This is a genomic window from Cellulomonas hominis (assembly GCF_005239125.1).
In the GTDB taxonomy this organism is placed as follows: Bacteria; Actinomycetota; Actinomycetes; order Actinomycetales; family Cellulomonadaceae; genus Cellulomonas; species Cellulomonas hominis_A.
Window position 1 is genome coordinate 1 of record NZ_SZYE01000034.1, and the last position, 25,984, is coordinate 25,984.

The following is a 25,984-nucleotide window of genomic DNA, read 5'->3' on the forward strand; positions in this document are numbered from 1 at the left end:
CCGCGGTGGCCGTCGCACCCGAGCGCGCGTCCGCGAGCTGGGTCGCGCCGACCGACCGGTACGAGCGGGCCGGCACGGAGCCGGCCGGCGCCGCACCGTCGTCCGCCGAGGGGGCCGCCACCGAGAGCGCCGCGGGTGCGCCGGCCGGGGGCGACGCCGAACCGGACGAGCGCAGTACCTGGGACGCCCTCAGCCGGGGCGACGACCCCACCTGAGCTGCCGGCCGGGGCGGACGCGGCCGCGCGCCCGACCTGAGCCGGCCCCCTCGGTCCGCTAGGGTTTGCGACACACAGTCATGAAAGGTGTTCCACGATGGTCGAGCAGTCGCTCAGTTCTTCCGGCGTCGTGACCGGGCGTGCCCAGCAGGTCCCGGGGACGGAGACGCTGCGGCTGCCGCCGAAGGCCCCGCCGACCAACCACGGGCACACCACCGCCGCCTGGACCACCACGATCGTCGTCCTCGTCGGCTCCGTCGCCGGCGCGCTCGGCCTGATCTTCGCGCTCATGTGGCTGTTCTGGGCCGGCCTGGCCGTCGCCCTGCTCGGCGTCGTCGTCGGCAAGGTGCTCCAGGTGCTCGGCTACGGCCAGGGCGGCAAGCACACGATCGAGAAGGCCCGCCGCACCGGCGGCCACTGACGCCCTCGCTGGTCACGGGTCGGTCCGCGGTGGACGCGGCGCGCCCGCTCCGGTACACCTGTGGGGATGACGGACGGCCGCCCACCAGGGCGGACGCCGCGCCGGACCACGAGTGAACGAGGAGCCGATCATGTCGACCCCGAACCAGCCGCAGGACCCCTACTCCGCCCCCGACGGGCAGGGCTCGGGGGACCAGTCGGGCTCCGTGCCGCCGTACCCCGGCAGCACCCCGGCCTCGGGTGACCCGTACGGCCAGGCCGGGCAGGCGGGCGGCGTGCCGCAGTACGGCGCCTACGCCGGCGGCGACCAGGGCCAGGGCGGCTACGGCCAGCCCGCGTACCCGGGCGGCGGCGCGCAGGGCTACGGCGCCGGCTTCTACCCGAAGAACAACCTGGCCGTCTGGTCCCTGGTGCTCGGCATCGTCGGGTTCTTCGTGTGCTCCATCCTCACCAGCATCCCCGGCATCATCGTCGGCTCGAAGGCGAAGCAGGCCGTGGCCCGCGGCGAGGCCAACAACGGCTCGCTCGCCAACGCCGGGTACATCGTGTCCTGGGTGGTGACGGCCCTCGGCGTCGTCGGGATCATCATCTTCATCATCCTGCTCGCGACCGGCGGGTTCGCCGCGTACCTCGACACCGTCAACAACTCGACGTACTGACGGCAGTGGCCACGGCCGTCCCACCCGAGACCCTCGCGCCCCGCGCGCGGCTGCGCGCCGCCCGGGCGCCGCTGCTGGTCGCGGGCGGGGCGGCCGTCGCCGCGCTCGGGCTCGTGCTCGTCGACCCGCACGAGCCCGGCTCCTGGGGCGTGTGCCCGCTGTACGCGCTCACCGGCATGTACTGCGCCGGCTGCGGCGGCCTGCGGGCGACGCACGACCTCCTCGTCGGCGACCTCGCGGGGGCGTGGGCGATGAACCCGCTCTGGGTGCTGCTCGCCCCGGTGCTGCTCGCGCTGGGGCTGCGCTGGCTCGTCCGCGCGCTGCGCACGGGCCGCCGCGCCGCCGCCCCGCCCGCGTGGGTGGCCCTCACGGTCGCCGCGGTCCTGGTGCTCTACAGCGTCGCCCGCAACGTCCCCGCCTGGGCGCCCGTCCTCGCGCCCTGACACCGGGGCCTCGGCGGGCGGGTGAATCGCCAGGTCGCCGCGCCGCGCGGCGGCCCGGCGTCCCTAGGATGCCGACCGGCGCGCCGCGCGCCCACCCACCCACCAGGAGGCCCGCCCGTGTCCACGCCCGACCAGCCCACGGACCCGTACCGCGAGCAGCCGGGCGCCGGCGGGCAGCCGGACGGGCAGCAGCCGTACGGGCAGGACCCGTACGCCGGGCAGCAGCCCTACGGGCAGCAGCCGTACGGCCAGGACCCGTACGCCGGGCAGCAGCCCTACGGGCAGCAGCCGTACGGCCAGGACCCGTACGCCGGGCAGCAGCCCTACGGCCAGCAGCCGTACGGCCAGGACCCGTACGCCGGGCAGCAGCCCTACGGCCAGGACCCGGGCTACCCGCCGGCCTACCCGAGCTCCCCGTACCCCGCGGCCCCCTACGGCAACGCCCCGTACGTGCCCGTGTACGGCTACCCCAAGAACGGGCTGGGCGTCTGGGCGCTGTCGCTCGGGATCGCGGGCCTCGTGTGCTGCGGCCTGTTCGCGGGCATCCCGGCGATCATCACGGGGGTGCTGTCCCGCAAGGCCGTCGAGCGCGGCGAGGCCGACAACGGCGGCCTCGCGCTGACCGGGATCATCCTCGGCGCGCTGGCGTGCGCGTGGAGCGTCATCGGGTTCTTCACCGGCCTCCCCGACGTGATCCAGGGCTTCAGCGACGGCTACTCGGGCTACTGAGCCCTCCCGCCGAGATCGGTGGTCCGCGCCGAGATCGGTGCCCGGGGCCACCGATCTCGGGCGGAACCACCGATCTCGGCGCCCCCCGGGCAGCCCTCGCGCGTCGCCTCGTCCCACCCCCTGGCCCCGTGGTCGGGAGTGGTGCGCGCCGCCCGTACGATGGCCGAGGTGGTCGGACGAGACCCGCGTCACGGTGGTCAGCCGCGGCCGGTCCCGCCGAGGAGCCCCGCCGGCTCCCGCGCCCTGAGGCGCGCCGCCGCCGATCTCGGGGGAGAAGAGACGCCGATGGGCACCGTGCTGGACGACATCGTGGCGGGCGTGCGCGAGGACCTCGCGGTGCGCGAGGCGGCCACGCCCCTCGCCGAGCTCAAGGAGCGCGCGGCGCGCGTGCCGGGTGCCCTGGACTGCGTGCAGCGGCTGCGCGTCGAGGACGCGGTGACCGTGATCGCCGAGGTCAAGCGGTCCAGCCCGTCGAAGGGCGCGCTCGCGACGATCACCGACCCGGCGGCCCTGGCCGCGGAGTACGAGAAGGGCGGCGCGACCGTCATCTCGGTGCTCACCGAGCAGCGCAAGTTCAACGGGAGCCTGGCGGACCTCGACAGCGTGCGCGCGGCCGTCGACATCCCGGTGCTGCGCAAGGACTTCGTCGTCACGCCGTACCAGGTGTGGGAGGCGCGGGCGCACGGGGCCGACCTGGTCCTGCTGATCGTCGCCGCGCTGGAGCAGACGGTGCTGACCTCGCTCGTCGAGCGCGTGCACTCCCTGGGCATGACGGCCCTGGTCGAGGTGCACGACTCCGAGGAGGTCGTGCGCGCGGTGGACGCCGGCGCGCGGGTCATCGGCGTGAACGCGCGGAACCTCAAGACGCTCGAGGTGGACCGCGGCACGTTCGCGCGGGTCGCCCCGGCCATCCCGGCGGACGTCGTGAAGGTGGCGGAGTCGGGGGTGCGCGGGCCGCACGACGTCATGGACTACGCCCGGGCCGGCGCGGACGCCGTGCTGGTGGGCGAGGCGCTGGTGACGGACGACGCGCCCCGGCAGTCGGTCGCCGACCTGGTGGCGGCGGGCGCGCACCCGTCGCTGCGCGCGGTCCGGCAGTAGCCGGCGCGCGACCACGAGCACGCAGGAACGAGCGAGGAGCAGCACGGTGACGACGGGACGCACGGGTCCGCAGGTGGCGAGCAGCCCGGGCGGGCCGCTGGCCACGCACGCCGGGCCGTACTTCGGCGACTTCGGCGGGCGGTTCGTCCCGGAGGCGCTGATCGCCGCCCTGGACGAGCTCGACACCGAGTTCCACAAGGCCGCGGCCGACCCGGCGTTCGCGGCGGAGCTGGCGCGGCTGCACCGCACCTACACGGGCCGCCCGAGCCCGCTCACCGAGGTGAAGCGGTTCGCGGAGCACGTCGCGCCCGGTGTCCGGGTGTTCCTCAAGCGCGAGGACCTCAACCACACGGGCTCGCACAAGATCAACAACGTCCTCGGTCAGGCCCTGCTGGTGAAGCGGATGGGCAAGACCCGCGTGATCGCCGAGACCGGCGCCGGCCAGCACGGCGTCGCCACCGCCACGGCGGCGGCGCTGCTCGACCTCGAGTGCGTCGTCTACATGGGTGAGGAGGACACCCAGCGCCAGGCGCTCAACGTCGCCCGGATGCGGCTGCTCGGCGCGACGGTCGTCCCGGTGACGATCGGCTCCCGCACGCTCAAGGACGCGATCAACGAGGCGCTGCGCGACTGGGTCGCGAACGTCGACACCACGCACTACCTGCTCGGCACGGTGACGGGCCCGCACCCGTTCCCCGAGATGGTCCGCGACTTCCACAAGATCATCGGCGAGGAGGCGAAGGCCCAGCTCGCGGAGGAGATCGGCCGGCTGCCCGACGCCGTCGCGGCCTGCGTGGGCGGCGGCTCGAACGCCATGGGCATCTTCAACGCCTTCCTCGACGACCCCTCGGTGCGGCTGTTCGGCTTCGAGGCCGGCGGCGAGGGCATCTCCTCGGGGCGGCACGCCTCGCGGTTCAGCGGCGGCTCGCCGGGCGTGCTGCAGGGCACGAAGTCGTACCTGCTGCAGGACGACGACGGCCAGACGCTGCCCAGCCACTCGGTGTCCGCGGGCCTCGACTACCCGAGCGTCGGCCCCGAGCACGCCTGGCTGCACGACATCGGCCGCGCCGAGTACCGCCCCGTCACGGACGCGGAGGCGATGGACGCGTTCCAGGTGCTCTGCCGGACCGAGGGCATCATCCCGGCCATCGAGTCGGCGCACGCCCTGGCCGGGGCGATCCAGCTCGGCCGCGAGGTCGCGACCTGGGACACCTCCGACGGCCACGAGCCGGTGATCCTGGTGAACCTCTCCGGGCGCGGCGACAAGGACGTGGCGACCGCGGCCGCCTGGTTCGACCTGATCGAGGACAAGCCGGTCGTGCAGGCCGACGAGGGGGAGCAGCTGTGAGCGGGACCCAGGCCACGACCTCCCGGACGGGCGCCACCCTCGACCGGTTGCGCGCCGAGGGCCGCGGCGCCCTGGTCGGCTACCTGCCGCTGGGCTTCCCCGACGTCGAGGGCTCCGTCCGCGCGGCGGTCACGATGGTCGAGGCCGGCGTCGACGTGATCGAGCTGGGCCTGCCGTACTCGGACCCGGTCATGGACGGTCCGGTCATCCAGCACGCGGTCGACGTCGCGCTCGCCGGCGGCACCCGGGTGCGGGACGCGTTCGGTGCGGTCGAGCGGATCGCCGCCACCGGGGCCCCGGTGCTGGTCATGACCTACTGGAACCCGGTGCTGCGGTACGGCGTGGACGCGTTCGCGCGCGACCTGGCCGCGGCCGGCGGCGCGGGCCTGATCACGCCGGACCTGATCCCCGACGAGGGGCAGGACTGGCTCGACGCGTCCGACGCGCACGACCTGGACCGGGTGTTCCTGGTCGCCCCGTCGTCGACGCCGGAGCGCCTGGCGATGACCGCGGCCGCGTCCCGCGGGTTCGTCTACGCCGCCTCGACGATGGGCGTGACGGGGGAGCGGACCACGGTCGGCGCCCGCGCGGAGCAGCTCGTGGCCGACACCCGCGCCGCGGGAGCCGAGCACGTCTGCGTCGGGCTGGGCGTGTCGAAGCCGGAGCAGGCGCGGGACATCGGCCGCTACGCGGACGGCGTCATCGTCGGGTCGGCGTTCGTCCGGGCCCTGTCGGGGGCCGAGACGCGCGAGGCCGGCCTGGACGCGGTCGCGGCCGTCGCCGCCGGCCTGGCCGAGGGCGTCCGCACCGCCCGCTGAGCGGCGTCCGGGTCCGGGACCCTCGTCCCGGGCCCGCGCCCAGGTCGCATACAGTGCCCGTGTGATGATCCCCGCCGCGATCCCGAGCCCGCCGCAGGCCGTCTGGTACCTCGGCCCCGTGCCGCTGCGCGCCTACGCCCTCGCGATCCTCGCCGGGATCGTGGTCGCCGTCATCATGACCCAGCGCCGCTGGAAGGACCGGGGCGGCGACCCGGAGCAGGTGCTGGACATCGTGTTCTGGGCGGTGCCCTTCGGCATCGTCGGCGGCCGGCTCTACCACGTGATCACGTCCCCGGACGCGTACTTCGGCGCGGGCGGCGACCCCGTGCGCGCGCTGTACATCTGGGAGGGCGGCCTGGGCATCTGGGGCGCCGTGGCGCTCGGCGCGGTCGGCGCGTACATCGGCTGCCGCCGCGCGGGGGTGTCGTTCCCGGTGTTCGCGGACGCCCTCGCGCCCGGTCTGCTGGTGGCCCAGGCGATCGGCCGGCTCGGCAACTGGTTCAACCAGGAGCTGTTCGGCGGCCCGACGACCCTGCCCTGGGGCCTGCGGATCGACGACGCGCACCTGCCGGCCGGCTACGAGTCCGGCACGCTGTTCCACCCGACGTTCCTCTACGAGCTGCTGTGGAACCTCGCCGGCGCCGCGCTGATCATCTACCTGGACCGCCGCCTGCGGCTCGGCCACGGCCGGGCGTTCTGGCTCTACGTTATCGTCTACACCACCGGCCGGCTGTGGATCGAGCTCGTCCGGATCGACCCCGCGGAGATGATCGGCCCGTTCCGGCTCAACGTCTGGACGTCGATCATCGTGCTCCTCGGGGCGCTGGTAGCGTTCGTCCTCGTCGGACGTCGTCATCCTGGACGCGAGACCACGCCCCTCCTGCACGAGACCGAGACGCAGGACGACGAGGTGGCGGAGCACGGCTCGGCCCGCTGACCGCGGGGAACGCTCGTGTGACCCACCTCACTTTCTCGCGATGTGAGCGCCTGTGTTTCCGGCAGGTATCGTCGCCACACTTGTAGCCCGGGCCGATGACGTCCCAGCCTCCCCCCATTGCTCTACCTGGGCCCGGTCCCCGGGTCCGTGAGGACGGTGCTGATGCCCGCGTCGCCTGTGCGTCCCGGTGCTTCTCCCGTGCAGCAGCAGGGTCTGTACGACCCGGCTGCCGAGCACGACGCCTGCGGTTTCGCGTTCGTCGCGACGCTGCGCGGTACCCCCGGCCGCGACATCGTCGACGCCGGGCTCACCGCCCTGCTCAACCTCGACCACCGCGGCGCGGTCGGTGCGGAGGAGAACAGCGGCGACGGCGCCGGCATCCTGACGCAGATCCCGGACGCCTTCCTGCGGGACGTCGTCGACGCGGAGCTGCCCCCGGCCGGCCGGTACGCGATCGGCATGGCGTTCCTGCCGCAGGACGACGAGGAGCGCGCCGTCGCGGTGCGCGCCGTCGAGGCGATCGCGGCGGAGGAGAAGCTCGACGTGCTCGCGTGGCGCGACGTGCAGGTGACGGCCGACCTGGTCGGCCCGACCGCGCGCTCGTCCATGCCGGTGTTCCGCCAGCTCGTCGTGGCGGACCCGTCCCGCGAGCTCGCCGGCATCGACCTGGACCGCCGCGCGTTCCGGCTGCGCAAGCGCGCCGAGCGCGAGCTGGGCGTGTACTTCGCGTCGCTGTCGGCCCGCACGCTGACCTACAAGGGCATGCTCACCACCGGGCAGCTGGAGCCGTTCTTCGCGGACCTGTCGGACCCGCGGTACGCCTCCGAGATCGCGCTGGTGCACTCGCGGTTCTCGACCAACACGTTCCCGTCCTGGCCGCTGGCGCAGCCGTTCCGGATGATCGCGCACAACGGCGAGATCAACACCGTCCGCGGCAACCGGAACTGGGTCGCGGCCCGCGAGGGCACGCTGCGGTCCGACCTCCTGGGCGACCTGGCGCCGCTGCTGCCCGTGTGCACGCCCGGCGGCTCGGACTCCGGCTCGTTCGACGAGGTGCTGGAGCTGCTCCACCTGGGCGGCCGCTCCCTGCCGCACGCGATCATGATGATGATCCCGGAGGCCTGGGAGAACCACGCGCAGATGGACCCCGCGCGGCGGGCGTTCTACGAGTACCACGCGTCGCTGATGGAGCCGTGGGACGGCCCGGCGGCGATGACGTTCACCGACGGCACCCTCATCGGCTCGGTGCAGGACCGCAACGGCCTGCGCCCCGGCCGGTTCTGGGTGACCGAGGACGGCCTGGTCGTCATGGGCTCCGAGGCCGGCGTGCTCGACCTCGACCCCGCGACGATCGTCCGCAAGGGCCGCCTCGAGCCGGGCAAGATGTTCCTGGTCGACACCAACCAGGGCCGGATCGTCGAGGACGACGAGATCAAGGCGCAGCTCGCCGCGCAGCGGCCCTACGCCGAGTGGGTCCGGGAGAACTCGGTCTACCTGGAGCAGCTGCCCGAGCGCGAGCACATCGCGCACTCCTCGGCCTCCGTGCGCCGCCGCCAGCGGACCTTCGGGTACACCGAGGAGGAGCTGAAGATCCTCCTGACGCCCATGGGCGCCACCGGCGCGGAGCCGCTGGGCGCCATGGGCTCGGACACCCCGGTGGCCGTGCTGTCGAAGCGGCCGCGGCTGCTGTTCGACTACTTCACGCAGATGTTCGCGCAGGTGACCAACCCGCCGCTGGACGCGATCCGCGAGGAGCTGGTCACGTCCATCGGCGGCGCGATCGGCCCGGAGCCGAACCTGCTCGAGGACACCCCGCTGCACGCGCGCAAGCTCGTGCTGCCGTTCCCGGTGCTGGACAACGACGGCCTGGCCAAGATCGTGAAGATCGACAAGGACCCCGCGATGGCGGGCGTCTTCCGGTCGACGATCGTCCGCGGCCTGTACCGGGCGGCCGGCGGCGGCGAGGCGCTGGAGGAGCGGCTGGAGGAGATCTTCGCCGAGTGCGACCAGGCGATCGCCGACGGCGTGAGCTTCCTGGTGCTGTCCGACCGCGACTCCGACGCCGACCGCGCGCCGATCCCGTCGCTGCTGCTGCTGTCCGCGGTGCACCACCACCTGCTGCGCCGGCACACCCGCACCCAGGTGTCGCTGGTGGTCGAGGCGGGCGACGTGCGCGAGGTGCACCACGTCGCACTGCTGATCGGCTACGGCGCGGCAGCCGTCAACCCGTACCTGGCGATGGAGACCGTCGAGGACCTCGCGACCAACGGCTACCTCCCGGGCGTCGGCCCGGAGCAGGCCGTGCGGAACCTCATCAAGGCGCTCGGCAAGGGCGTCCTGAAGGTCATGTCCAAGATGGGCATCTCGACCATCGCGTCCTACCGCGGCGCCCAGGTGTTCGAGGCCATCGGCCTGTCCCAGCCGCTCGTGGACCGGTACTTCACCGGCACCACCAGCCGGCTCGGCGGCATCGGCCTCGACGTGGTCGCGGCCGAGGTCGCCGCGCGGCACGCCGACGCCTACCCGCCGAACGGCAACCGCCTGGCGCACCGCCGCCTCGCGACCGGCGGCGAGTACCAGTGGCGCCGGGACGGCGAGGAGCACCTGTTCGACCCGGAGACCGTGTTCCGGCTGCAGCACTCCACCCGCACCCGGCAGATGGACGTGTTCCGTGACTACACGCACCGGGTGAACGAGCAGTCCTCCCGCCTGATGACGCTGCGCGGGCTCCTGGAGCTGCGGACGGGCGAGCGGACCCCGGTGCCGATCGACGAGGTCGAGCCGGTCAGCGAGATCGTCAAGCGGTTCTCGACCGGCGCCATGTCCTACGGGTCCATCTCGGCCGAGGCGCACGAGACGCTCGCCATCGCCATGAACCGGCTCGGCGCCAAGTCGAACACCGGCGAGGGCGGCGAGGACCCGGAGCGGCTGCACGACCCCGAGCGGCGCTCGGCGATCAAGCAGATCGCCTCGGGCCGGTTCGGCGTCACCTCCGAGTACCTGACGTTCGCGGACGACATCCAGATCAAGCTCGCGCAGGGCGCCAAGCCGGGCGAGGGCGGCCAGCTGCCCGGCCCCAAGGTGTACCCGTGGGTCGCGAAGACCCGGCACTCCACGCCGGGCGTCGGCCTGATCTCGCCGCCGCCGCACCACGACATCTACTCCATCGAGGACCTCGCGCAGCTCATCCACGACGCCAAGAACGCGAACCCGCGGGCGCGCATCCACACCAAGCTCGTCAGCGAGTTCGGCGTGGGCACCGTGGCGGCGGGCGTGGCCAAGGCGCACTCCGACGTCGTGCTCATCTCGGGCCACGACGGCGGGACCGGCGCGTCGCCGCTCACCTCGCTGAAGCACGCGGGCACGCCGTGGGAGATCGGCCTGGCCGAGACCCAGCAGACGCTCGTGCTCAACGACCTGCGCGACCGCGTCGTCGTCCAGGTCGACGGCCAGCTGAAGACCGGCCGCGACGTGATCGTCGGCGCGCTGCTCGGTGCCGAGGAGTTCGGCTTCGCCACCGCCCCGCTGGTGGTGTCGGGCTGCATCATGATGCGTGTCTGCCACCAGGACACCTGCCCGGTCGGCGTCGCGACGCAGAACCCCGAGCTGCGGGCCCGGTTCACCGGGAAGCCGGAGTTCGTGGTGACCTTCTTCGAGTTCATCGCCCAGGAGGTCCGGGAGCTGCTCGCGGAGCTCGGCTTCCGCAGCATCGAGGAGGCCGTCGGCCACGTCGAGCTGCTGGACACCCGCAAGGCGGTCGACCACTGGAAGGCGCAGGGCCTGGACCTGGCCCCCGTGCTCGCCGTCCCCGAGCCGCTCGAGGGGTCCGCGCTGCACCACGTCCGCGACCAGGACCACGGCCTCGACCGCGCGCTGGACAACCAGTTCATCGCGATGGCGGCGGACGCCCTCGAGGACGCGCGGCCGGTGCGGATCGAGCTGCCGGTCCGCAACGTCAACCGCACCGTCGGCACGATGCTCGGCCACGAGGTCACCCGCCGGTACGGCGGCGCGGGCCTGCCGGACGGCACGATCGAGGTCGTGCTCACCGGGTCCGCCGGGCAGTCGTTCGGCGCGTTCGTCCCGCGCGGCGTCACGCTGCGGCTCGAGGGCGACGCCAACGACTACGTCGGCAAGGGCCTGTCGGGCGGCCGGATCGTCGTGCGGCCCGACCGCAACGCGGTCCTGAGCGGCGAGCACAACGTCATCGCCGGCAACGTGATCGGCTACGGCGCGACCTCGGGCGAGATGTTCCTGCGCGGCGTCGTCGGCGAGCGGTTCGGCGTGCGCAACTCCGGGGCGACGCTGGTCGTCGAGGGCGTGGGCGACCACGGCTGCGAGTACATGACCGGCGGCACCGTCCTGGTGCTCGGCCGCACGGGCCGCAACTTCGCGGCGGGCATGTCCGGCGGCACGGCCTACGTGCTCGACCTCAAGCCCGAGCGCGTCAACGTCCAGGCCGTCGCGTCCGGCGAGCTGGGTCTCGACCCGCTCGACGACGAGGACGCGGCGCTGGTGACCGACCTGCTGCGGCGGCAGGCGGAGGAGACCGGGTCGCGCGTCGCGGCCGAGCTCCTCGCCGACCCCGTGGCCACCCGCACCCGGTTCACCCGGGTGCGGCCGACCGAGTTCTCCCGCGTCCGCGCGGCGCTGGCGAAGGCGGAGGCCGACGGCCTCGACCCGAGCGCGCCGGGCGTGTGGGAGGGCATCCTGGAGGTGGCTCGTGGCTGACCCCCGCGGCTTCATGAAGGTGCGGGAGCGCGAGCTGCCCGCCAACCGTCCCGTGCCGCTGCGGCTCATGGACTGGCGCGAGGTGCACGAGCACCGCAGCGCGGCCGAGGACCCGCAGGCGGCGACCCTGCTGCACCGGCAGGCCGGGCGCTGCATGGACTGCGGCGTGCCGTTCTGCCACAACGGCTGCCCGCTCGGGAACCTCATCCCCGAGTGGAACGACCTGGTGTGGCGCGGGCAGTGGGCCGACGCCATCGAGCGCCTGCACGCGACCAACAACTTCCCGGAGTTCACGGGCCGGATCTGCCCGGCCCCGTGCGAGTCGGCCTGCGTGCTCGGCATCAACCAGCCCGCGGTGACGATCAAGAACATCGAGGTCTCGATCATCGACGAGGCCTTCGACCGGGGCCTCGTGCACCCGCAGGTGCCGCAGCGCCTGTCCGGGCACACCGTGGCCGTCGTCGGGTCGGGCCCCGCCGGGCTCGCCGCCGCCCAGCAGCTCACCCGCGCCGGGCACACCGTCGCGGTCTACGAGCGGGACGACGCGATCGGCGGCCTGCTCCGGTACGGCGTGCCGGACTTCAAGCTCGAGAAGCGGCACATCGACCGCCGCCTGGAGCAGATGGCCGCCGAGGGCACCCGGTTCCGGGCGAACGTCGAGATCGGCAAGGACATCACCTGGGCGCAGCTCCGGGCCCGGTACGACGCCGTCGTGGTCGCCACCGGCTCGACCGTGCCGCGCGAGCTGCCGCTGCCCGGCCGCGAGCTGGCCGGCATCCACCCGGCGATGGACTACCTGGCCCGGTCGAACAAGCTCGTCGCCGGCCAGGACGTCCCCGACGCCATCGACGCAGCGGGCAAGCACGTCGTGGTCATCGGCGGCGGCGACACCGGCTCGGACTGCGTCGGCACCGCGCTGCGCCAGGGCGCGGCGTCCGTCACGACCCTCGCCATCGGCAAGCAGCCGCCCACCGAGCGTCCCGCGAACGCCCCGTGGCCGACCGACCCGGTGCTGTTCGAGGTGTCGTCCTCGCACGAGGAGGGCGGCCAGCGCGACTACCTCGCGTCGACCGTGGCGTTCCTCGGCGACGAGGACGGGCGGGTCACGCACCTGCGGCTCGCGACGACGGAGTACCTGCCGGACGGGCGCCGCGTGCCGAGCGCCGGCACCGAGCGGGACATCCCGGCGGACCTGGTCCTCATCGCGATGGGCTTCACCGGCCCGGAGACCGAGGACCTGGTCGGCCAGGCCGGCGTCGACCTGACGCCGCGCGGCACGGTGGCGCGGTCCGACGACTTCGCCACCAACGTCCCCGGCGTGTTCGTCGCGGGCGACGCCGGGCGCGGGCAGTCGCTCATCGTGTGGGCGATCGCCGAGGGCCGGGCGGCCGCGGCGGCCGTGGACACCTACCTGGGCGGCAGCACCGAGCTGCCCGCGCCGGTCTCGGCGGGGACGGTCGCGCTGCGCGCCTGAGCCACGCCCCGCGGAGCGGGCGTGCGCGGGGGTCGACCCCGCGCACGCCCGCTCCGGCGCGTCGGGCGGCTGCGCCCCGCGGCACGCCGTCGAGATTGCACTCGTCGCTGGGTTCGGGCGCCTCCAACCCCGCAAGAAGTGCCGTCTCGGCGGCCGGGACGGGAGAGCGGGCGCGGCTTGTGCGCGGGGGTGGGTGCGGGACGTCCGGCCCACCCGGGTGGGCGGGGTGGCGCCTAGCGTCTCCGGGCATGGCCGATCCCCGGGGCTTCCTCACCCACCGCGCGCGCGAGACGCCGCCGAGCCGGCCGGTGCCGGTGCGGCTCCTGGACTGGCAGGAGGTGCACGGCCACCGCGCCGGGCACCCGGTCGACGTGGACCGCGTGCAGCGGCAGGCGTCCCGGTGCATGGACTGCGGCGTGCCGTTCTGCCACCACGCGTGCCCGCTCGGCGCGCTGGCACCCGAGTGGAACGACCTGGCGTGGCGCGGGCAGTGGGCCGACGCCGCCGAGCGGCTGCACGCGACCCACCCGTTCCCGGAGATCACGGGGCGGGTGTGCCCGGCGCTGTGCGAGGCGTCCTGCGTGCTCGGCCTGCACGACGAGGCGGTGACGATCCGCGAGGTCGAGCTCGCGATCGCCGAGGAGGCGTTCGACCGCGGGCTCGTCGGGCCGCAGGTGCCGCAGCGGCTCACCGGGCACACGGTCGCGGTGGTCGGGTCCGGCCCCGCCGGGCTCGCGGCCGCGCAGCAGCTGACCCGGGCCGGGCACACCGTCGTCGTGCACGAGCGCGCCGACGCCCCGGGCGGGCTGCTGCGGTACGGCATCCCGGAGTACAAGCTCGAGAAGCGGGTCCTGGACCGGCGGCTCGCCCAGATGACCGCCGAGGGCACCCGGTTCCGGTGCGGCGTGGACGTCGGCGTCGACGTCACGGGGGAGGAGCTGCGGGCGCGGTTCGACGCGGTGCTGGTCTGCGTCGGGTCGTCGGTCCCGCGCGGCCTGCCGGTCCCGGGCCGCGACCTGGCCGGCGTGCTGCCCGCGATGGACTTCCTCGTGCCGGCGAACCGCGCCGCGGCCGCGGGCGGGGACCCCGTGCCCGGCCAGCCGCTCGCGACGGGGCTGGACGTGGTCGTGATCGGCGGCGGGGACACCGGGGCGGACTGCCTCGGGACGGCGCTGCGCCAGGGAGCCCGCTCCGTCACGCAGCTGGAGATCATGCCCGAGCCGCCGGCCGCCCGCCGCGCCGCGGACCCGTGGCCCACCTGGCCGCTGCTGCTGCGCGTGTCCTCGGCGCACGAGGAGGGCGGCGAGCGCGCGTACGCGGTCACCACGGAGGAGGTGCTGGGCGACGCGGAGGGCCGGGTGCGGGCGCTGCGGGTGCGCGACGTCCGCCTGGTGGACGGCCGGCCGTCGCCGGTGCCGGGCACGGACCGCGAGCTGCCCGCGCAGCTGGTGCTGCTCGCCCTGGGGTTCACCGGCCCGGAGCCGTCGCCGCTGCTCACGCAGCTCGACCTGGTGATCGGCGGGCGACGGACGGTGGAACGTCACGAGAACTTCGGGACCGAGGTCCCGGGTGTCTACGTCGCCGGGGACGCAGGGCGCGGGCAGTCGCTCGTCGTCTGGGCCGTGGCGGAGGGTCGGGCGGCTGCGGCGGCCGTAGACTCTGACCTGTCTGGCAGCACCGCCCTGCCTGTGCCCGTCACCGCGAGCACCGTGGCGATGCGTCCGTAGACCACCAACCGCGCGCGTCCCGGCAGGCCCGGCCCACCAGGACGTTCGGTCCGAACCGTCTGTCACGAAAGGCCTAGGCTTTCCCCCATGCGTAGAGCGAAGATCGTCTGCACCATCGGCCCCGCCACGGAGTCCGCCGAGCAGATCCAGGCCCTTGTCGACGCCGGGATGGACGTGGCGCGGCTGAACCGCAGCCACGGCGACACCGAGGTGCACGAGCGGGTGTACAACAACGTGCGCGCCGCCGCGAAGGCCTCGGGCCGTTCCGTGGCCGTCCTGGTCGACCTCCAGGGCCCGAAGATCCGCCTCGGCCGGTTCGTCGAGGGCAAGCACTACCTCAACGAGGGTGACACCTTCACCATCACCACCGAGGACGTGCCGGGCACCAAGGAGCTCGTCTCCACCACCCACAAGGGCCTGGCCGGCGACGCCCGCGTCGGCGACCCGCTGCTGATCGACGACGGCCGCGTCCTCGTGCGCGTCACGGCCGTCGAGGGCCCGCGCGTCGTCACCCGCGTCGAGGTGGCCGGCCCGGTCTCCAACAACAAGGGCATCAACCTGCCCGGCGTGGCCGTCTCCGTCCCCGCGATGAGCGAGAAGGACGAGGAGGACCTGCGCTGGGCGCTGCGCGTCGGCGCCGACATCATCGCCCTGTCCTTCGTCCGCAACGCCGCCGACTACGACGACGTCCGCCGGATCATGGAGGAGGAGGGCCGGGTCGTCCCGGTCATCGCCAAGGTCGAGAAGCCGCAGGCCGTCGAGGCCCTGGCCGAGATCGTCGACGCCTTCGACGGCATCATGGTCGCCCGCGGCGACCTCGGCGTCGAGCTCCCGCTGGAGCAGGTGCCGCTCGTGCAGAAGCGCGCCGTCGAGCTGGCCCGCCGCAACGCGAAGCCGGTCATCGTCGCCACCCAGGTGCTCGAGTCGATGACCACCAACCCGCGCCCGACGCGCGCCGAGACGTCCGACTGCGCCAACGCGGTGCTCGACGGCGCCGACGCGGTCATGCTGTCGGGCGAGACCTCGGTCGGCGACTACCCGATCGAGACGGTCCGCACCATGGCCCGGATCATCGAGGCGACCGAGGAGCTCGGCCGGGAGCGCATCGCCCCGCTCGGCTCGACCCCGCACACCCGCGGTGGCGCGATCACCCGCGCGGCGGCCGAGATCGGCGAGACGCTCGGCGTGAAGTACCTCGTGACCTTCACGCAGTCCGGCGACTCCGCGCGCCGCATGTCCCGCCTGCGCTCGTCGATCCCGCTGCTGGCGTTCACCCCGCAGGCCTCGGTCCGCAACACCCTGTCGCTGAGCTGGGGCACGCAGACGTACGAGGTGCCGCAGGTCGAGCACACCGACGCGATGGTGCAGCAGGTCGAGCACACCCTGCGCGCGCAGGGCCTCGCCGAGGTGGGCGACTACGTCGTCGTCGTGGCCGGCACGCCGGTCGGCGTCGTCGGGTCGACCAACTCGATCATCGTGCACAAGATCGGCGACGACGCGTCGGGCCGCGTGGCCTGATCCGTCCGCTCCACGCGAGGCCCCGCAGCGCACGCGCTGCGGGGCCCTCGCGCGTCCCCGGGCGGCGGGGCCGTGCCGCCGAGCCTGCGCCCCGCGCCTCTGCGCGCGACCGCAGCCGCAGGCGCGGGACGGAGACTCGGCGCGTGGCGCGTGGCGCGTGGCGCGTGGCGCGTGGCGTGGCGCGTGGCGCGTGGCGGGTGGCGCGGGGCGCGGATGGCGCGGGGGCGGGCTGGGTGGGACCAGGGGCCCTGGTGCCGGCGGGCGCGACGGTGTTGCGTGGAGCGCATGACCTCCCACCGCGCGGTGCGCGAGCTCGCGATCGCGGCCACGGCGGCCGTCGGCTACACCCTCGCCCGCGGGCGGGCGCTGCAGTGGGGCGCGTCCCAGGTGGAGCGCTCGATCGGGCTGCCCGGCGACGCGCTGGTGCCGGGCGCCGACCTCGTGGCGACCCGCGCGATCACCGTGCACGCCCCGGCCGAGCGGGTGTGGCCCTGGCTGGTCCAGCTCGGCCAGGGGCGCGGCGGCTTCTACAGCTACGACGCCCTGGAGGGGCTGTTCGGGCTCGGCATCACCAGCGCCGACCGGATCGAGGAGCGCTGGCAGGAGCTCGCCGTCGGCGACGAGGTGCACCTGGCCCCGCAGGTCGCGCTGGAGGTGGCGGTCCTCGACGCGCCGCACGCCCTGGTGCTGCGCGGCGCGGGTCCGGCGCTGCCCGACGAGGACACCCCGCCGTTCGACTTCGCCTGGGCGTTCGTCCTGCGGCCGGGCGCCACGCCGGACAGCTGCCGGCTGGTGGTGCGCGAGCGGTACGCGTACGTCGAGCCGTGGGCGCGGTGGATGGTCGAGGGCGTGTCCTGGGTGAGCCTGCTGATGACGCAGCGGATGCTCCGCGGCGTGCGGGACCGCGCCGAGGCCGCGGGGGACTGACCGCCCGGCACCGTCCCCGGCGGCCGCAGCGCCCCGCCGCAGCGCCCCCGCCCGCCGCCGCCAGGCCGCGCACGTGTCACCACCTCGGCATACGGTCGACGACGAGGGCCGCGCACGGCGGCCGGCGAGGGGAGAGCGCGTGGACGGCGTGGCGGTGCTGCAGGACGGGTTCGGGCGGATCGGCGACCTGGTGCACGGGGTGCTCGACGGGCTGGGGGAGGACGAGCTCACGGCCCGGCTGGGGCCGGAGGCGAACACGATCGCCTGGCTCGTGTGGCACCTGGCGCGGGTCGAGGACGCGCAGGTGGCGGACGTCGCCGGCACGGAGCAGGTGTGGACCGCGGACGGCTTCGCGGAGCAGTTCGACCTGCCGTTCGACACCGACGCGACCGGCTACGGCCAGGGACCGGACGAGGTGGCGCAGGTGCGCGTCGAGGCCGGGCTGCTGCGGGCGTACGCCGACGCCACCCGGGCCGCCACCGACGCGTACCTCGGGCGGCTGACCGAGCAGGACCTGGGCCGCGTGATCGACGAGCGGTGGGACCCGCCGGTGACGGTCGGCGTGCGGCTCGTGAGCGTGCTCGGCGACGTCCTGGAGCACGCGGGGCAGGCGGCGTTCGTCAAGGGCGTGCTCACGTCGCGCTCCTGACCGCGCACGGCCGGGGGAGACTGTCCCGGTGCGTGTCGAGCCGGTGAGCCCCGAGGTGCTGGTCGGGCGGCTGGTGGACCGGGTGGTCGACGGGCTGGCGGCCGCGCGCGCCGCGGAGGTGCCGGACCGCCGGTGGCGCGTGCTGGTCGACGGCGCGCCGCCGACGGGGCCGGGGGCGCTGGCGGACGCGCTCGTCGAGCCGCTGCGCGCCCGCGGGCACGCCGCGGTGCGGGTGCGCGCCGAGGACTTCCTGCGCCCGGCGGGCGTGCGGTTCGAGCACGGCCGCCAGGACCCGGACGCGCTCCTGGACGACGCGCTGGACGCCGGCGCGCTGATCCGCGAGGTGCTGGACCCGCTCGGCCCGGGCGGCGACGGCACCTACCTCCCGGCGCTGTGGGACGCGGTGCGGGAGCGGTCGGCCCGCGCCGCCCGGGCGCCGACCGCCCCGGGGACCGTGCTGCTGCTGGACGGCGGCCTGCTGCTGGGACGGTGGCTGCCGGCCGACCTGACCGTGCACCTCGCGGTGCGGCCGGACACGCTCGCGCGGCGCACGCCGCCCGCGGAGGCGTGGCGGCTGCCCGCCGAGGAGCGGTACCGCGCCGAGGCCGACCCGGAGCGCACCGCCGACGTGGTGGTCCGCGTCGACGACCCGCGGCGGCCGGGGTGGGTCGTCGAACCCTGACCAGGTCGTCCGCCGTCCGCGCACGGCACCCTCACGGGCGGTGGCTGGCGTGCTCCCGGGCCGGCGCCACCGGTCGCAGGGGACCGGGCTGACCTCCGGGCGGAGCGGCGCCGCGACCGCGCCGCGGGTCCGGGGCGCCGGGCGCGCGGACCGGGTCGCGGCGGTGGTCGCCCGGCGCGCCCGCCTGTGGCCCCGCGGCCCGGGCGGGAGGATGCTGGTGCCCGGGGCGACGTCCCCGGGGCACGAGGAGGCGGACGATGAACGCGGCGACGGCGCGGCGGCGGCAGGACGACGGCCGGGGCGACGCCCCGAGCACCCCCGAGTACGACGCCTTCGGGCCGTGGGTCGACCCGGTGCGCACTCCCGACGAGATCCCGCCGCTCTACCGGGAGCACCCGGTGGACCTGGCGGGCAGCCGGCTGGTGCTCAAGGTGCCGCGGGACATCGCCCGCCGGGACGCCACCCCCGACATGGACCTGTACGACCACCTCCTGGTCCTGGGGCCGGACCGGTTCACGGCGCTGAGCCGGCGGACCACGGGCGGCACGGCGGACGGCCGGGGCTACGACGTGCGCGACGTGCCCTACGACCAGGTCGCCGCCGTCGCGACCAGCGTCGACCTGCTCGACGGGCGCCTGACGGTGCACGCGCTCACCGGCCCGTCGGTGGCCGTCCGGTTCAGCGGCTCGTCGGCCGACGTGGTGGAGGGCTTCGTGGACACGCTGCGCGCCCTCGCCTGGCCCGTGCCGACCACCGGCGACCCCGCACCGCGCGACCCGACGGCGGGCGTCCCCGGGCTCGGGCGGCTGGACCGCCGGGCACTGGGGGAGAAGGAGATCGGGCTGGTGTCCGCGTACCGCGAGGTGGCGGACCGGGAGCCCGGGCTGCGGGCGCTCGCGGCGCACCCCCGGCGCACGGTGGTGCCGCAGCGCGGCGGCGTGTCCCGGGTGCTGCACCTGCTGCACCCGATGACGGTGCAGGCCGCTGTCGTGGCGTCCGACGGGCGCGAGCTCCAGGTGTTCGGGCGTCGGGCGTGGCTCGCGCGCGGCCGCACCCCGGTGCACTCCGAGTCGCGGCTCGTGCTGCCGCTCGACCGGCTCACCGAGGTGCGGGCGGTGCCGCACCCCGGGTACGCCGGCGTCGTGGTCGTGACGCTGCGGGCGGGCGAGGCGGCGATCGACCTGCCGGTGCCCGCCGGCACGGACGCCGAGCGGGTGCTGACGGGTCTGCTGCGCTGACGCCGGCCCGCCGTGCGGGCACCGCCGGCCGGTGGCAGCGTGGTCGCATGAGCGAGGACATCCCCGACAGCTTCGACCCGCAGCAGCCCGACCTCCCGACGCTCGACGTCGACCCGGACCCGCTGCCCGACGACCACGAGGGCGAGGCGCCGACCCGCGACGACCCCGAGCACTGACCCGCCCGGGTACCGCAGCAGGCCGGGCACCGTCCGGTCGGACGGGAACCGGCGCGGCCCGGCCCGGACGTGCGCGCGCCCGGGCCGGGACGCCGGCGCGTCAGGCCGCGAGGGCGCGCGCCTTCAGGCGGCCGAACTCCTCGGTGTCGATCACGCCCTGGTCCAGCAGGGCCTTGGCGTCGGCGATCTCGTCGGCCGGTGATCTGCCCGCCGCCTGCCGGATGTACGCGTCGGTGTCGCGCCGCGCCGACGACAGCGCCGCCGCGTGCCGCTCCGCCATGCCGCGTCCGCGGGCGATGACGTAGACGAGCATCGACAGCCACGGCACGACGATCAGCGCGACGATCCAGACCGCCTTCCACCAGCCGCTCAGGTCGCGGTCCCGGAACAGGTCGCCGCAGATCTGCCAGAGCAGCACGAGGTAGGCGACGAACAGGAACCACCAGATCATCAGCCAGAACCAGTCCCAGAAGTCGTTCACGGTCCCACCCCTCGCTCGAGCCGCGGCCGACCCCGTCCGTGACCGGCCCGCCGACCACGGTGCCGGGCTCCGACCTGCGGCGTCATACCCGTCGGGGGTGAGCCGGGCGGCGACTACCCGCGTCGGGTGAGGCCCGCCCCCGGGGGCGCGGCGACGGTGGTCGAGGGGGCGCCGCCGGGCGCCCGGCGGCGACGGGCGGGACCATGACGACGACCGAGGTGCCGGCGCGGGAGTGGCACGCCGCGACCGTGGCGGAGACGTGCACGGCGTTCGGGGTCGACCCGGCGCGCGGGCTGACCGCGGCCGAGGCGGCCGACCGGCTGCGGGAGCACGGGCCGAACGCGCTGGCGGAGGAGGAGCCCGAGCCGAAGTGGCGCGCCTTCGCGCGGCAGTACGCGGACCTCATGCAGCTGGTGCTGGTCGGTGCCGCGGTGGTGAGCATGGTCGCGCTGCGCGACCTCGGCACCGGGCTGGTGATCCTGGCGCTCACGGTGGTGAACGCGCTGATGGGCCTGCACCAGGAGGGCAAGGCCGCGGAGAGCGTCGCGGCGCTGCGCACCATGCTGGTGATGTCGGCGCGGGTGCTGCGGGACGGGCAGGTGCTGCAGGTGCCGGCCGAGCAGCTGGTGCCGGGCGACCTGGTCCGGTTCGAGGCGGGCGACAAGGTGCCGGCGGACGGCCGGCTGGTGCTGACCGCGTCCCTCGAGATCGAGGAGGCCGGCCTGACCGGGGAGAGCACCCCCGTGCCGAAGTCGGTCGACCCCGTCACGGGTGACGCCGTCCCGCTGGGGGACCGCGTCGACATGGCGTACATGAACGCCCAGGTGACCCGCGGCCGCGGCGAGATGGTGGTCACGGCGACCGGGATGGCGACCGAGGTGGGCCGGATCTCGGGCATGCTCGGCACGGTCGAGGTCGACGAGACCCCGCTGACCCGCCAGCTGAACCGGCTGACCGTGATCATCACGCTCATGGCGGCGGTCGCGCTCGTGCTCGTCGTGCTGCTCGGCCTGGCCCGCGGCGAGGACTTCGACACCCTGTTCCTGGTCGGCATCAGCCTGGCGGTCGCGGCGATCCCGACGGGCCTGCCGGCGGTCGTGACGATGCTGCTGTCGCTGGGCACGCGGGAGCTGGCCGGCGCCGGGGCGATCGTGAAGCGGCTGCGGTCGGTGGAGACGCTGGGCGCGACCTCGGCGATCTGCTCCGACAAGACCGGCACGCTGACCCTGAACCAGATGACCGCCCGCCGCCTGGTCCTGGCCGGCCGCCGGTACGGCGTGGACGGCGAGGGCTACGCGACGGCCGGGCGGATCCTCGCCACCGGCGGCGCGCCCGAGATCCGGCTCGAGCCGTTCCTGCTGCCGATGGCCCTCGCGAGCGACGCCACCGTCCGGGACGGCGACCTGGTCGGCGACCCGACCGAGGGGGCGCTGGTCGTGCTGGCGGCCAAGGGCGGCCTGGACGTCGAGGAGACGCGGCGTGCGTACCCGCGGGTGGCGGAGGTGCCGTTCGACGCGGCGTACAAGCTGATGGCGACCTTCCACGACGTCGACGTCGACGGGGTGCCCGCGGTGCGCTGCTACGTCAAGGGCGCCCCGGACGTGCTGCTGGCCCGGTCGACGCACTACCGCGACGCCGACGGCGCCCGGCGGCCGATCGGCGACCTGCGCGACCGGGTCGTCGCGGAGAACGACGCGCTCGCGGGCGAGGGGATGCGGGTGCTGGCGCTCGCGCAGCGGGACGTCGGGCAGGCGGACCTGGCCGGCGAGCTGCTCGACCTGGTCGACGGCCTGGAGCTGCTGGCGCTGGTCGGCATCGTCGACCCGCCGCGCAAGGAGGCCCGGGACGCCATCGCCGCGTGCAAGGACGCGGGCATCCGCGTCCGGATGATCACGGGTGACCACGTCACCACCGCCGCCGCGATCGCGGGGCAGCTCGGGATCGAGGGCCGGGCGCTCACGGGCGCCGAGTTCGCCGCGATGCCGGACGAGCGGCTGGAGGCGGAGGTCGACAGCATCGGCGTGGTCGCCCGCGTCGCCCCGCAGGACAAGGTGCGGCTCGTCGACGTGCTGAAGCGCCGCGGCCAGGTGGTCGCGATGACGGGGGACGGTGTCAACGACGCCCCCGCGCTCACCCGGGCGGACATCGGCGTCGCGATGGGCATCACCGGCACGGAGGTCACCAAGGACGCCGCCGAGATGATCCTGACCGACGACAACTTCGCGACCATCGTCACGGCCGTCGGCCGCGGGCGCGCCCTGTACGACAACCTGATGCGGTACATCCGGTTCCAGATGGTCGTGCTGGTCGGGTTCATCCTGACGTTCGTCGGGGCCGGGGTGTTCACGGTGGCCGGGGGCGTGCCGCTGTCCCCGCTGCAGATCCTGTGGGTCAACTTCGCGATCGACGTCGTGCTGGCGGTGGGTCTCGGCTTCGACGCGCCGGCGTCCGACCTGATGCGGCGACGGCCGCGCCGTGCCGACGCGCCCGTGCTCGGCCGCGCGCTCGGCGCCCGGCTGGCGGTCGACGGCGTGCTCGTGGCCGTCGGCGTGCTGCTCGTGGTGGCGTGGGCGGAGCCCCGGTACGGCCTGCTCGTCGCCACGACGATGGGGCTCACGGCGACGTCGCTCGTGCACGTCGTCGTCGCCGCCCAGTGGCGGGACCGGTACCGGAGCGTGCTGAGCGCCGAGACCGTGGCGAACGGCCGGTTCGTCACGCTCGTGCTGCTCGTCGTCGGGCTCACCGTGCTGGTGACCTCGATCCCGCTGCTGCAGCGGCTGTTCGGCACCACGGACCTGTCGCTGGACCAGTGGGGCGTGTGCCTGCTCGCGGTCCTGGGCTACCTGGTCGTGTCCGAGGTCCTGCGCTGGGCGGCGCGCCTGACCTCCCGCCGCCGCCTCCTGCCCGCCTGACCCCCCCACCCCCACCCGCCCCACCCGCCCCACCCCACCCCCCGGCCACGCACCCGGCGAGAACGCAGAAGATGCGGGGTTCGAGACTCTCGAACCCCGCATCTTCTGCGTTCTCGGCGACTGCGGCGGCGCCGCGCCGCGCCTCAGCTCGCGAGGATGCGCGCCTTCTGGTCGGCGAACTCCTCGGCCGTCAGCACGCCCTCGTCGCGCAGCCGCGCGAGGTCGCGCAGCTGGGAGATCCGCGCGTCCGCCGCGTCCTGCGCCGGCGAGCCCGCGGGCACCGCCGGGTACGGCGGCTCCTGGCTGTACCCCGGCGGGCCGTACCCCGCGGGCACCGCGGCGCCGTACTGGGCCTGGGCGGCACGGCTGTCCTGCTCCGCCCAGCGGCCCTGCTGGCGTCGCTGCACGCGACCCGACACCGCGCTCGCGGTCCCGGCGATCACGGCCGTCCTGGCCACCCCTCGCAGCAGTCCGGGCATGGTCCCCCTCCTCGTCCCTGGTCCGTCGTCCTGAGTCGTCCCGCGGCGCCCGGCGGCGCCGTGGTCACGCGTCCGTCGCGTCGAGCGCCGCCAGCAGCGCCTGCACCGGCACCCGGCCGCTCGCGACGAGCTGGCCGCCACCGCGCCGCAGCGCCGAGGCGAACGGCGCGGCCCACGCGTTCTCGTACACCAGCACGCCCGCCGCCGCGCCGGGCGCGAGCGCCGCGGCCGCCTCGGCGAGGTCGTCGTCCCCGAGCAGCCCCGACGACGCGCCCTCGAGCACCGTCACGTCGAAGTCGCCGGTCGCGTCGAGCTCGCGCAGGTCGATGCCCGTCACCGTCCCGTCGTCGGCCTTGGCGACGAACGCCAGGTCGAGGACGCGGACCACCCCGCGGTCGACCAGGTCGATCAGCAGGGGGAACGCCTCGCCGTCCAGGCGGTTCTGCGGGAACTCCACCACCAGGTAGTCCACCGGGCCCATGTCCTCGATCGCGGTCTCCACGACTGCCTCCTGCGCTCCGCGGGGCCCGGGCGCCCCGGGCGGGCCCGCTCCCGCGGGCCCGGCTCCTACGGTCGTCGCCGCAGGTCGGGCGGGCATCACCCGTCGCGGGTGGGGCCACGGGAAGCCCTCTCCCCGGCGGGGAGGCCGGGGTATACGTTGCGGGCATGAGCTCCTCGGGGAGGGGCGTCGGACGAGAACTGCGCGAGCCACCGGGCAGGGGTACCGGGACGAGACTCGCCGTCCGGACGCCGGAGCAGCGCACCCTGCGGCCCTCGGCTGCGCGCACGGTGCGGCGCCCCGCCGTGGACAAGCTGCTCGACGGCGACGGGGACCGCCGGCTCACGGTCGTGGCGGCGGGGGCCGGCTGGGGCAAGACCACGGCGGTCGCGACCTGGGCGGCCGCGCAGGCCGGGCCGGTCGCCTGGCTGTCGCTGGAGCCGCGGGACACCGTGCCGCAGGCGCTCGCCAGCCGGGTCCTCGACGCCCTCCGCGCCAGCGGGGCCGTGCCGGCGGACCACCCGCTCGCCCGGCTGCGGGTCCCGCCGACGAGCACGCCCGCGTTCCGCGCGCGGTGGATGGGCGGGCTGGAGCAGCTCCCCGCCGAGTCGACGCTGGTGGTCGACGACCTCGACGTCGTCCGGCACCACACCGTCGTCCAGACGGTGCGGGAGCTGCTCGCCGCGGACGTGCCGCTGCGCCTGCTGCTGCTCAGCCGGTCGGAGCCGCCCGTCGGCCGCCGCGGGGCCACGCTGCTCGCCGCGGAGGACCTGGCGTTCACCGTCGCCGACGTGCGGGCCCTCGGCGAGGTCGAGGGGGTCGACGTGCCGTCGGAGCAGGCCCGGCTCATCCTCGAGCGCACCCAGGGCTGGCCCACCGGCGTCCGGATCGCCCTCGGCCGGCTGGCCCGGCTGCAGCGCGCGGGCACGCCGCCCGACGAGGACGACGTCGCGGACGCGCTGGCCGACGACCGCGCCGTCGCGGACTACCTGGTGGACGAGGTGGTCGACCGGCAGCCCGACCCCGTGCGCTCGTTCCTGCTCCGGTCCAGCGTCGTGCCCACCTTCAGCCCCGAGCTCGCCCGCGCGCTGAGCCCGGACGCCCCCACCGGGCGGCTGCACGAGGCGCTGGCCGCGGCGCACGACTTCGTCGGCCCGGTCGCCCCCGCGGGCGCGGCGCTGCACTACCACCCGCTGCTCCGGGAGATCCTGCACACCACGCTGCGGGTCCGGGACCCGGAGGGGCACCAGGACGCGCACGCCTGCGCCGCCCGGTGGCTGCTGCGGCACGGCGACCCGGTGGCGGCGCTGGACCACGCCACCGAGGCCGAGGACGGCGAGCTCGTCGGGCGGGTGGTGGCCGAGGCCGCGGCACCCCTGCTCGTGACCCCGAACCGCGAGGCGGTGCGCCGGGCGCTGCTCCGGCTGCCGTACGACGAGGCGCCGCCCGCCGCGTGGTCGGAGCTGTGCGCCGCGGCGCTGGCGCTGGTGGACCGGGCCTACCCGGCGTGCCGGGCGCACGTGGCCCGGCTGCGGGGGCTCGCGGCCCACGACGCGGCGCACGCGGGCCGGCCGCCGGTCGCGACGCGCGTGCTGGCGGACCTGCTGGACGCCTCCGCCGCACGGGGGGCCGGCGAGGTGGCCACGCAGGGCAGCGGCGCCCTCGCGGCGCTGGAGGCCCTCTCGCAGGCGCCCTGGCCGTTCCCCGCGTACCTGCCGTACCTGCGCTTCGCGCACGACCTGCGGGGCGGCGCGCTGCTGTGGCAGGGCGACGCGGTGGGCGCGCACCGGGAGCTGGCGGCGTCGGTCGCGGAGGACCCGG

General features: G+C 75.4%; 23 protein-coding genes. 20 read left to right on the top strand and 3 right to left on the bottom strand.

Going from position 1 to position 25,984, the window contains the following annotated elements:
* The 18 genes from FA014_RS06615 to FA014_RS06700 form a co-directional block, all read left to right on the top strand.
* On the top strand, positions 1-215 hold a 215-nt coding region (locus FA014_RS06615), incomplete at its 5' end, for a Trp biosynthesis-associated membrane protein (protein WP_195969186.1).
* A gap of 97 nt (positions 216-312) precedes the next feature.
* On the top strand, positions 313-636 hold the full coding sequence (locus FA014_RS06620) for an HGxxPAAW family protein (RefSeq protein WP_230322927.1): 324 nt from the start codon (positions 313-315) through the stop codon (positions 634-636).
* A 130-nt stretch (positions 637-766) separates the two neighbouring features.
* Positions 767-1,294, top strand: a complete 528-nt coding sequence (locus FA014_RS06625) for a DUF4190 domain-containing protein (protein WP_154728906.1) — start codon at positions 767-769, stop codon at positions 1,292-1,294.
* 5 nt (positions 1,295-1,299) lie between these two features.
* Positions 1,300-1,737, top strand: coding sequence for a DUF2752 domain-containing protein (locus tag FA014_RS06630; RefSeq protein WP_230322928.1), 438 nt, complete (start codon positions 1,300-1,302; stop codon positions 1,735-1,737).
* Positions 1,738-1,854: 117 nt separating this feature from the next.
* Positions 1,855-2,466, top strand: coding sequence for a DUF4190 domain-containing protein (locus FA014_RS20935; RefSeq protein ID WP_154728907.1), 612 nt, complete (start codon positions 1,855-1,857; stop codon positions 2,464-2,466).
* Positions 2,467-2,751: 285 nt separating this feature from the next.
* Positions 2,752-3,567, top strand: a complete 816-nt coding sequence (gene trpC, locus FA014_RS06640; protein ID WP_154728908.1) for an indole-3-glycerol phosphate synthase TrpC — start codon at positions 2,752-2,754, stop codon at positions 3,565-3,567.
* A gap of 46 nt (positions 3,568-3,613) precedes the next feature.
* Complete coding sequence (gene trpB / locus FA014_RS06645) at positions 3,614-4,915, top strand: tryptophan synthase subunit beta (RefSeq protein ID WP_419178377.1); 1,302 nt, start codon at positions 3,614-3,616, stop codon at positions 4,913-4,915.
* On the top strand, positions 4,912-5,733 hold the full coding sequence (gene trpA, locus FA014_RS06650) for a tryptophan synthase subunit alpha (protein ID WP_154728909.1): 822 nt from the start codon (positions 4,912-4,914) through the stop codon (positions 5,731-5,733). The genes trpB and trpA overlap by 4 nt, the downstream gene beginning before the upstream one ends.
* Positions 5,734-5,797: 64 nt before the next feature.
* Positions 5,798-6,670, top strand: coding sequence for a prolipoprotein diacylglyceryl transferase (lgt, locus tag FA014_RS06655; RefSeq protein WP_154728924.1), 873 nt, complete (start codon positions 5,798-5,800; stop codon positions 6,668-6,670).
* Positions 6,671-6,832: 162 nt separating this feature from the next.
* Positions 6,833-11,401, top strand: a complete 4,569-nt coding sequence (gene gltB, locus FA014_RS06660; RefSeq protein WP_154728910.1) for a glutamate synthase large subunit — start codon at positions 6,833-6,835, stop codon at positions 11,399-11,401.
* Entirely contained in the window at positions 11,394-12,875 is a 1,482-nt protein-coding gene (locus FA014_RS06665; RefSeq protein ID WP_154728911.1) for a glutamate synthase subunit beta, read from the top strand. The genes gltB and FA014_RS06665 overlap by 8 nt, the downstream gene beginning before the upstream one ends.
* 248 nt (positions 12,876-13,123) lie before the next feature.
* A complete protein-coding gene (locus tag FA014_RS06670; RefSeq protein WP_154728912.1) occupies positions 13,124-14,602 on the top strand; it encodes a glutamate synthase subunit beta in 1,479 nt (492 codons plus the stop codon).
* A gap of 87 nt (positions 14,603-14,689) precedes the next feature.
* The gene (gene pyk, locus FA014_RS06675; RefSeq protein ID WP_154728913.1) at positions 14,690-16,120 is read left to right on the top strand and encodes a pyruvate kinase; all 1,431 of its coding nucleotides are present in this window, start codon (positions 14,690-14,692) and stop codon (positions 16,118-16,120) included.
* 285 nt (positions 16,121-16,405) lie between these two features.
* Entirely contained in the window at positions 16,406-17,047 is a 642-nt protein-coding gene (locus FA014_RS06680) for an SRPBCC family protein (protein WP_154728914.1), read from the top strand.
* Positions 17,048-17,186: 139 nt separating this feature from the next.
* A complete protein-coding gene (locus FA014_RS06685) occupies positions 17,187-17,696 on the top strand; it encodes a mycothiol transferase (RefSeq protein WP_230322929.1) in 510 nt (169 codons plus the stop codon).
* A gap of 28 nt (positions 17,697-17,724) precedes the next feature.
* Positions 17,725-18,378, top strand: a complete 654-nt coding sequence (locus FA014_RS06690) for a uridine kinase (protein WP_154728915.1) — start codon at positions 17,725-17,727, stop codon at positions 18,376-18,378.
* A gap of 257 nt (positions 18,379-18,635) precedes the next feature.
* Positions 18,636-19,616: a hypothetical protein gene (locus FA014_RS06695; RefSeq protein ID WP_154728916.1), complete on the top strand. Its 981-nt coding sequence runs from the start codon at positions 18,636-18,638 to the stop codon at positions 19,614-19,616.
* Positions 19,617-19,663: 47 nt separating this feature from the next.
* Positions 19,664-19,792 carry a chromosome partitioning protein gene (locus tag FA014_RS06700; RefSeq protein ID WP_154728917.1) on the top strand — a complete coding sequence of 43 codons (129 nt, stop codon included), beginning with the start codon at positions 19,664-19,666 and terminating at the stop codon, positions 19,790-19,792.
* Between the two features lie 100 nt (positions 19,793-19,892).
* On the opposite strand, the gene FA014_RS06705 is transcribed toward FA014_RS06700, so the two are convergent.
* Positions 19,893-20,273 carry an SHOCT domain-containing protein gene (locus FA014_RS06705; RefSeq protein WP_154728918.1) on the bottom strand — a complete coding sequence of 127 codons (381 nt, stop codon included), beginning with the start codon at positions 20,271-20,273 and terminating at the stop codon, positions 19,893-19,895.
* Positions 20,274-20,476: 203 nt separating this feature from the next.
* Here FA014_RS06705 and FA014_RS06710 point away from each other — a divergent pair, with 203 nt between their 5' ends.
* Positions 20,477-23,185, top strand: coding sequence for a cation-translocating P-type ATPase (locus tag FA014_RS06710; RefSeq protein WP_154728919.1), 2,709 nt, complete (start codon positions 20,477-20,479; stop codon positions 23,183-23,185).
* Positions 23,186-23,328: 143 nt separating this feature from the next.
* On the opposite strand, the gene FA014_RS06715 is transcribed toward FA014_RS06710, so the two are convergent.
* Positions 23,329-23,664: an SHOCT domain-containing protein gene (locus tag FA014_RS06715; protein WP_154728920.1), complete on the bottom strand. Its 336-nt coding sequence runs from the start codon at positions 23,662-23,664 to the stop codon at positions 23,329-23,331.
* A gap of 64 nt (positions 23,665-23,728) precedes the next feature.
* Positions 23,729-24,166 (bottom strand): DUF6325 family protein, encoded by a 438-nt coding sequence (locus tag FA014_RS06720; RefSeq protein WP_230322930.1) that lies wholly within the window; start codon positions 24,164-24,166, stop codon positions 23,729-23,731.
* Positions 24,167-24,453: 287 nt separating this feature from the next.
* Here FA014_RS06720 and FA014_RS06725 point away from each other — a divergent pair.
* The coding region (locus FA014_RS06725) for a hypothetical protein (RefSeq protein ID WP_230322931.1) at positions 24,454-25,984 on the top strand (1,531 nt) is incomplete at its 3' end.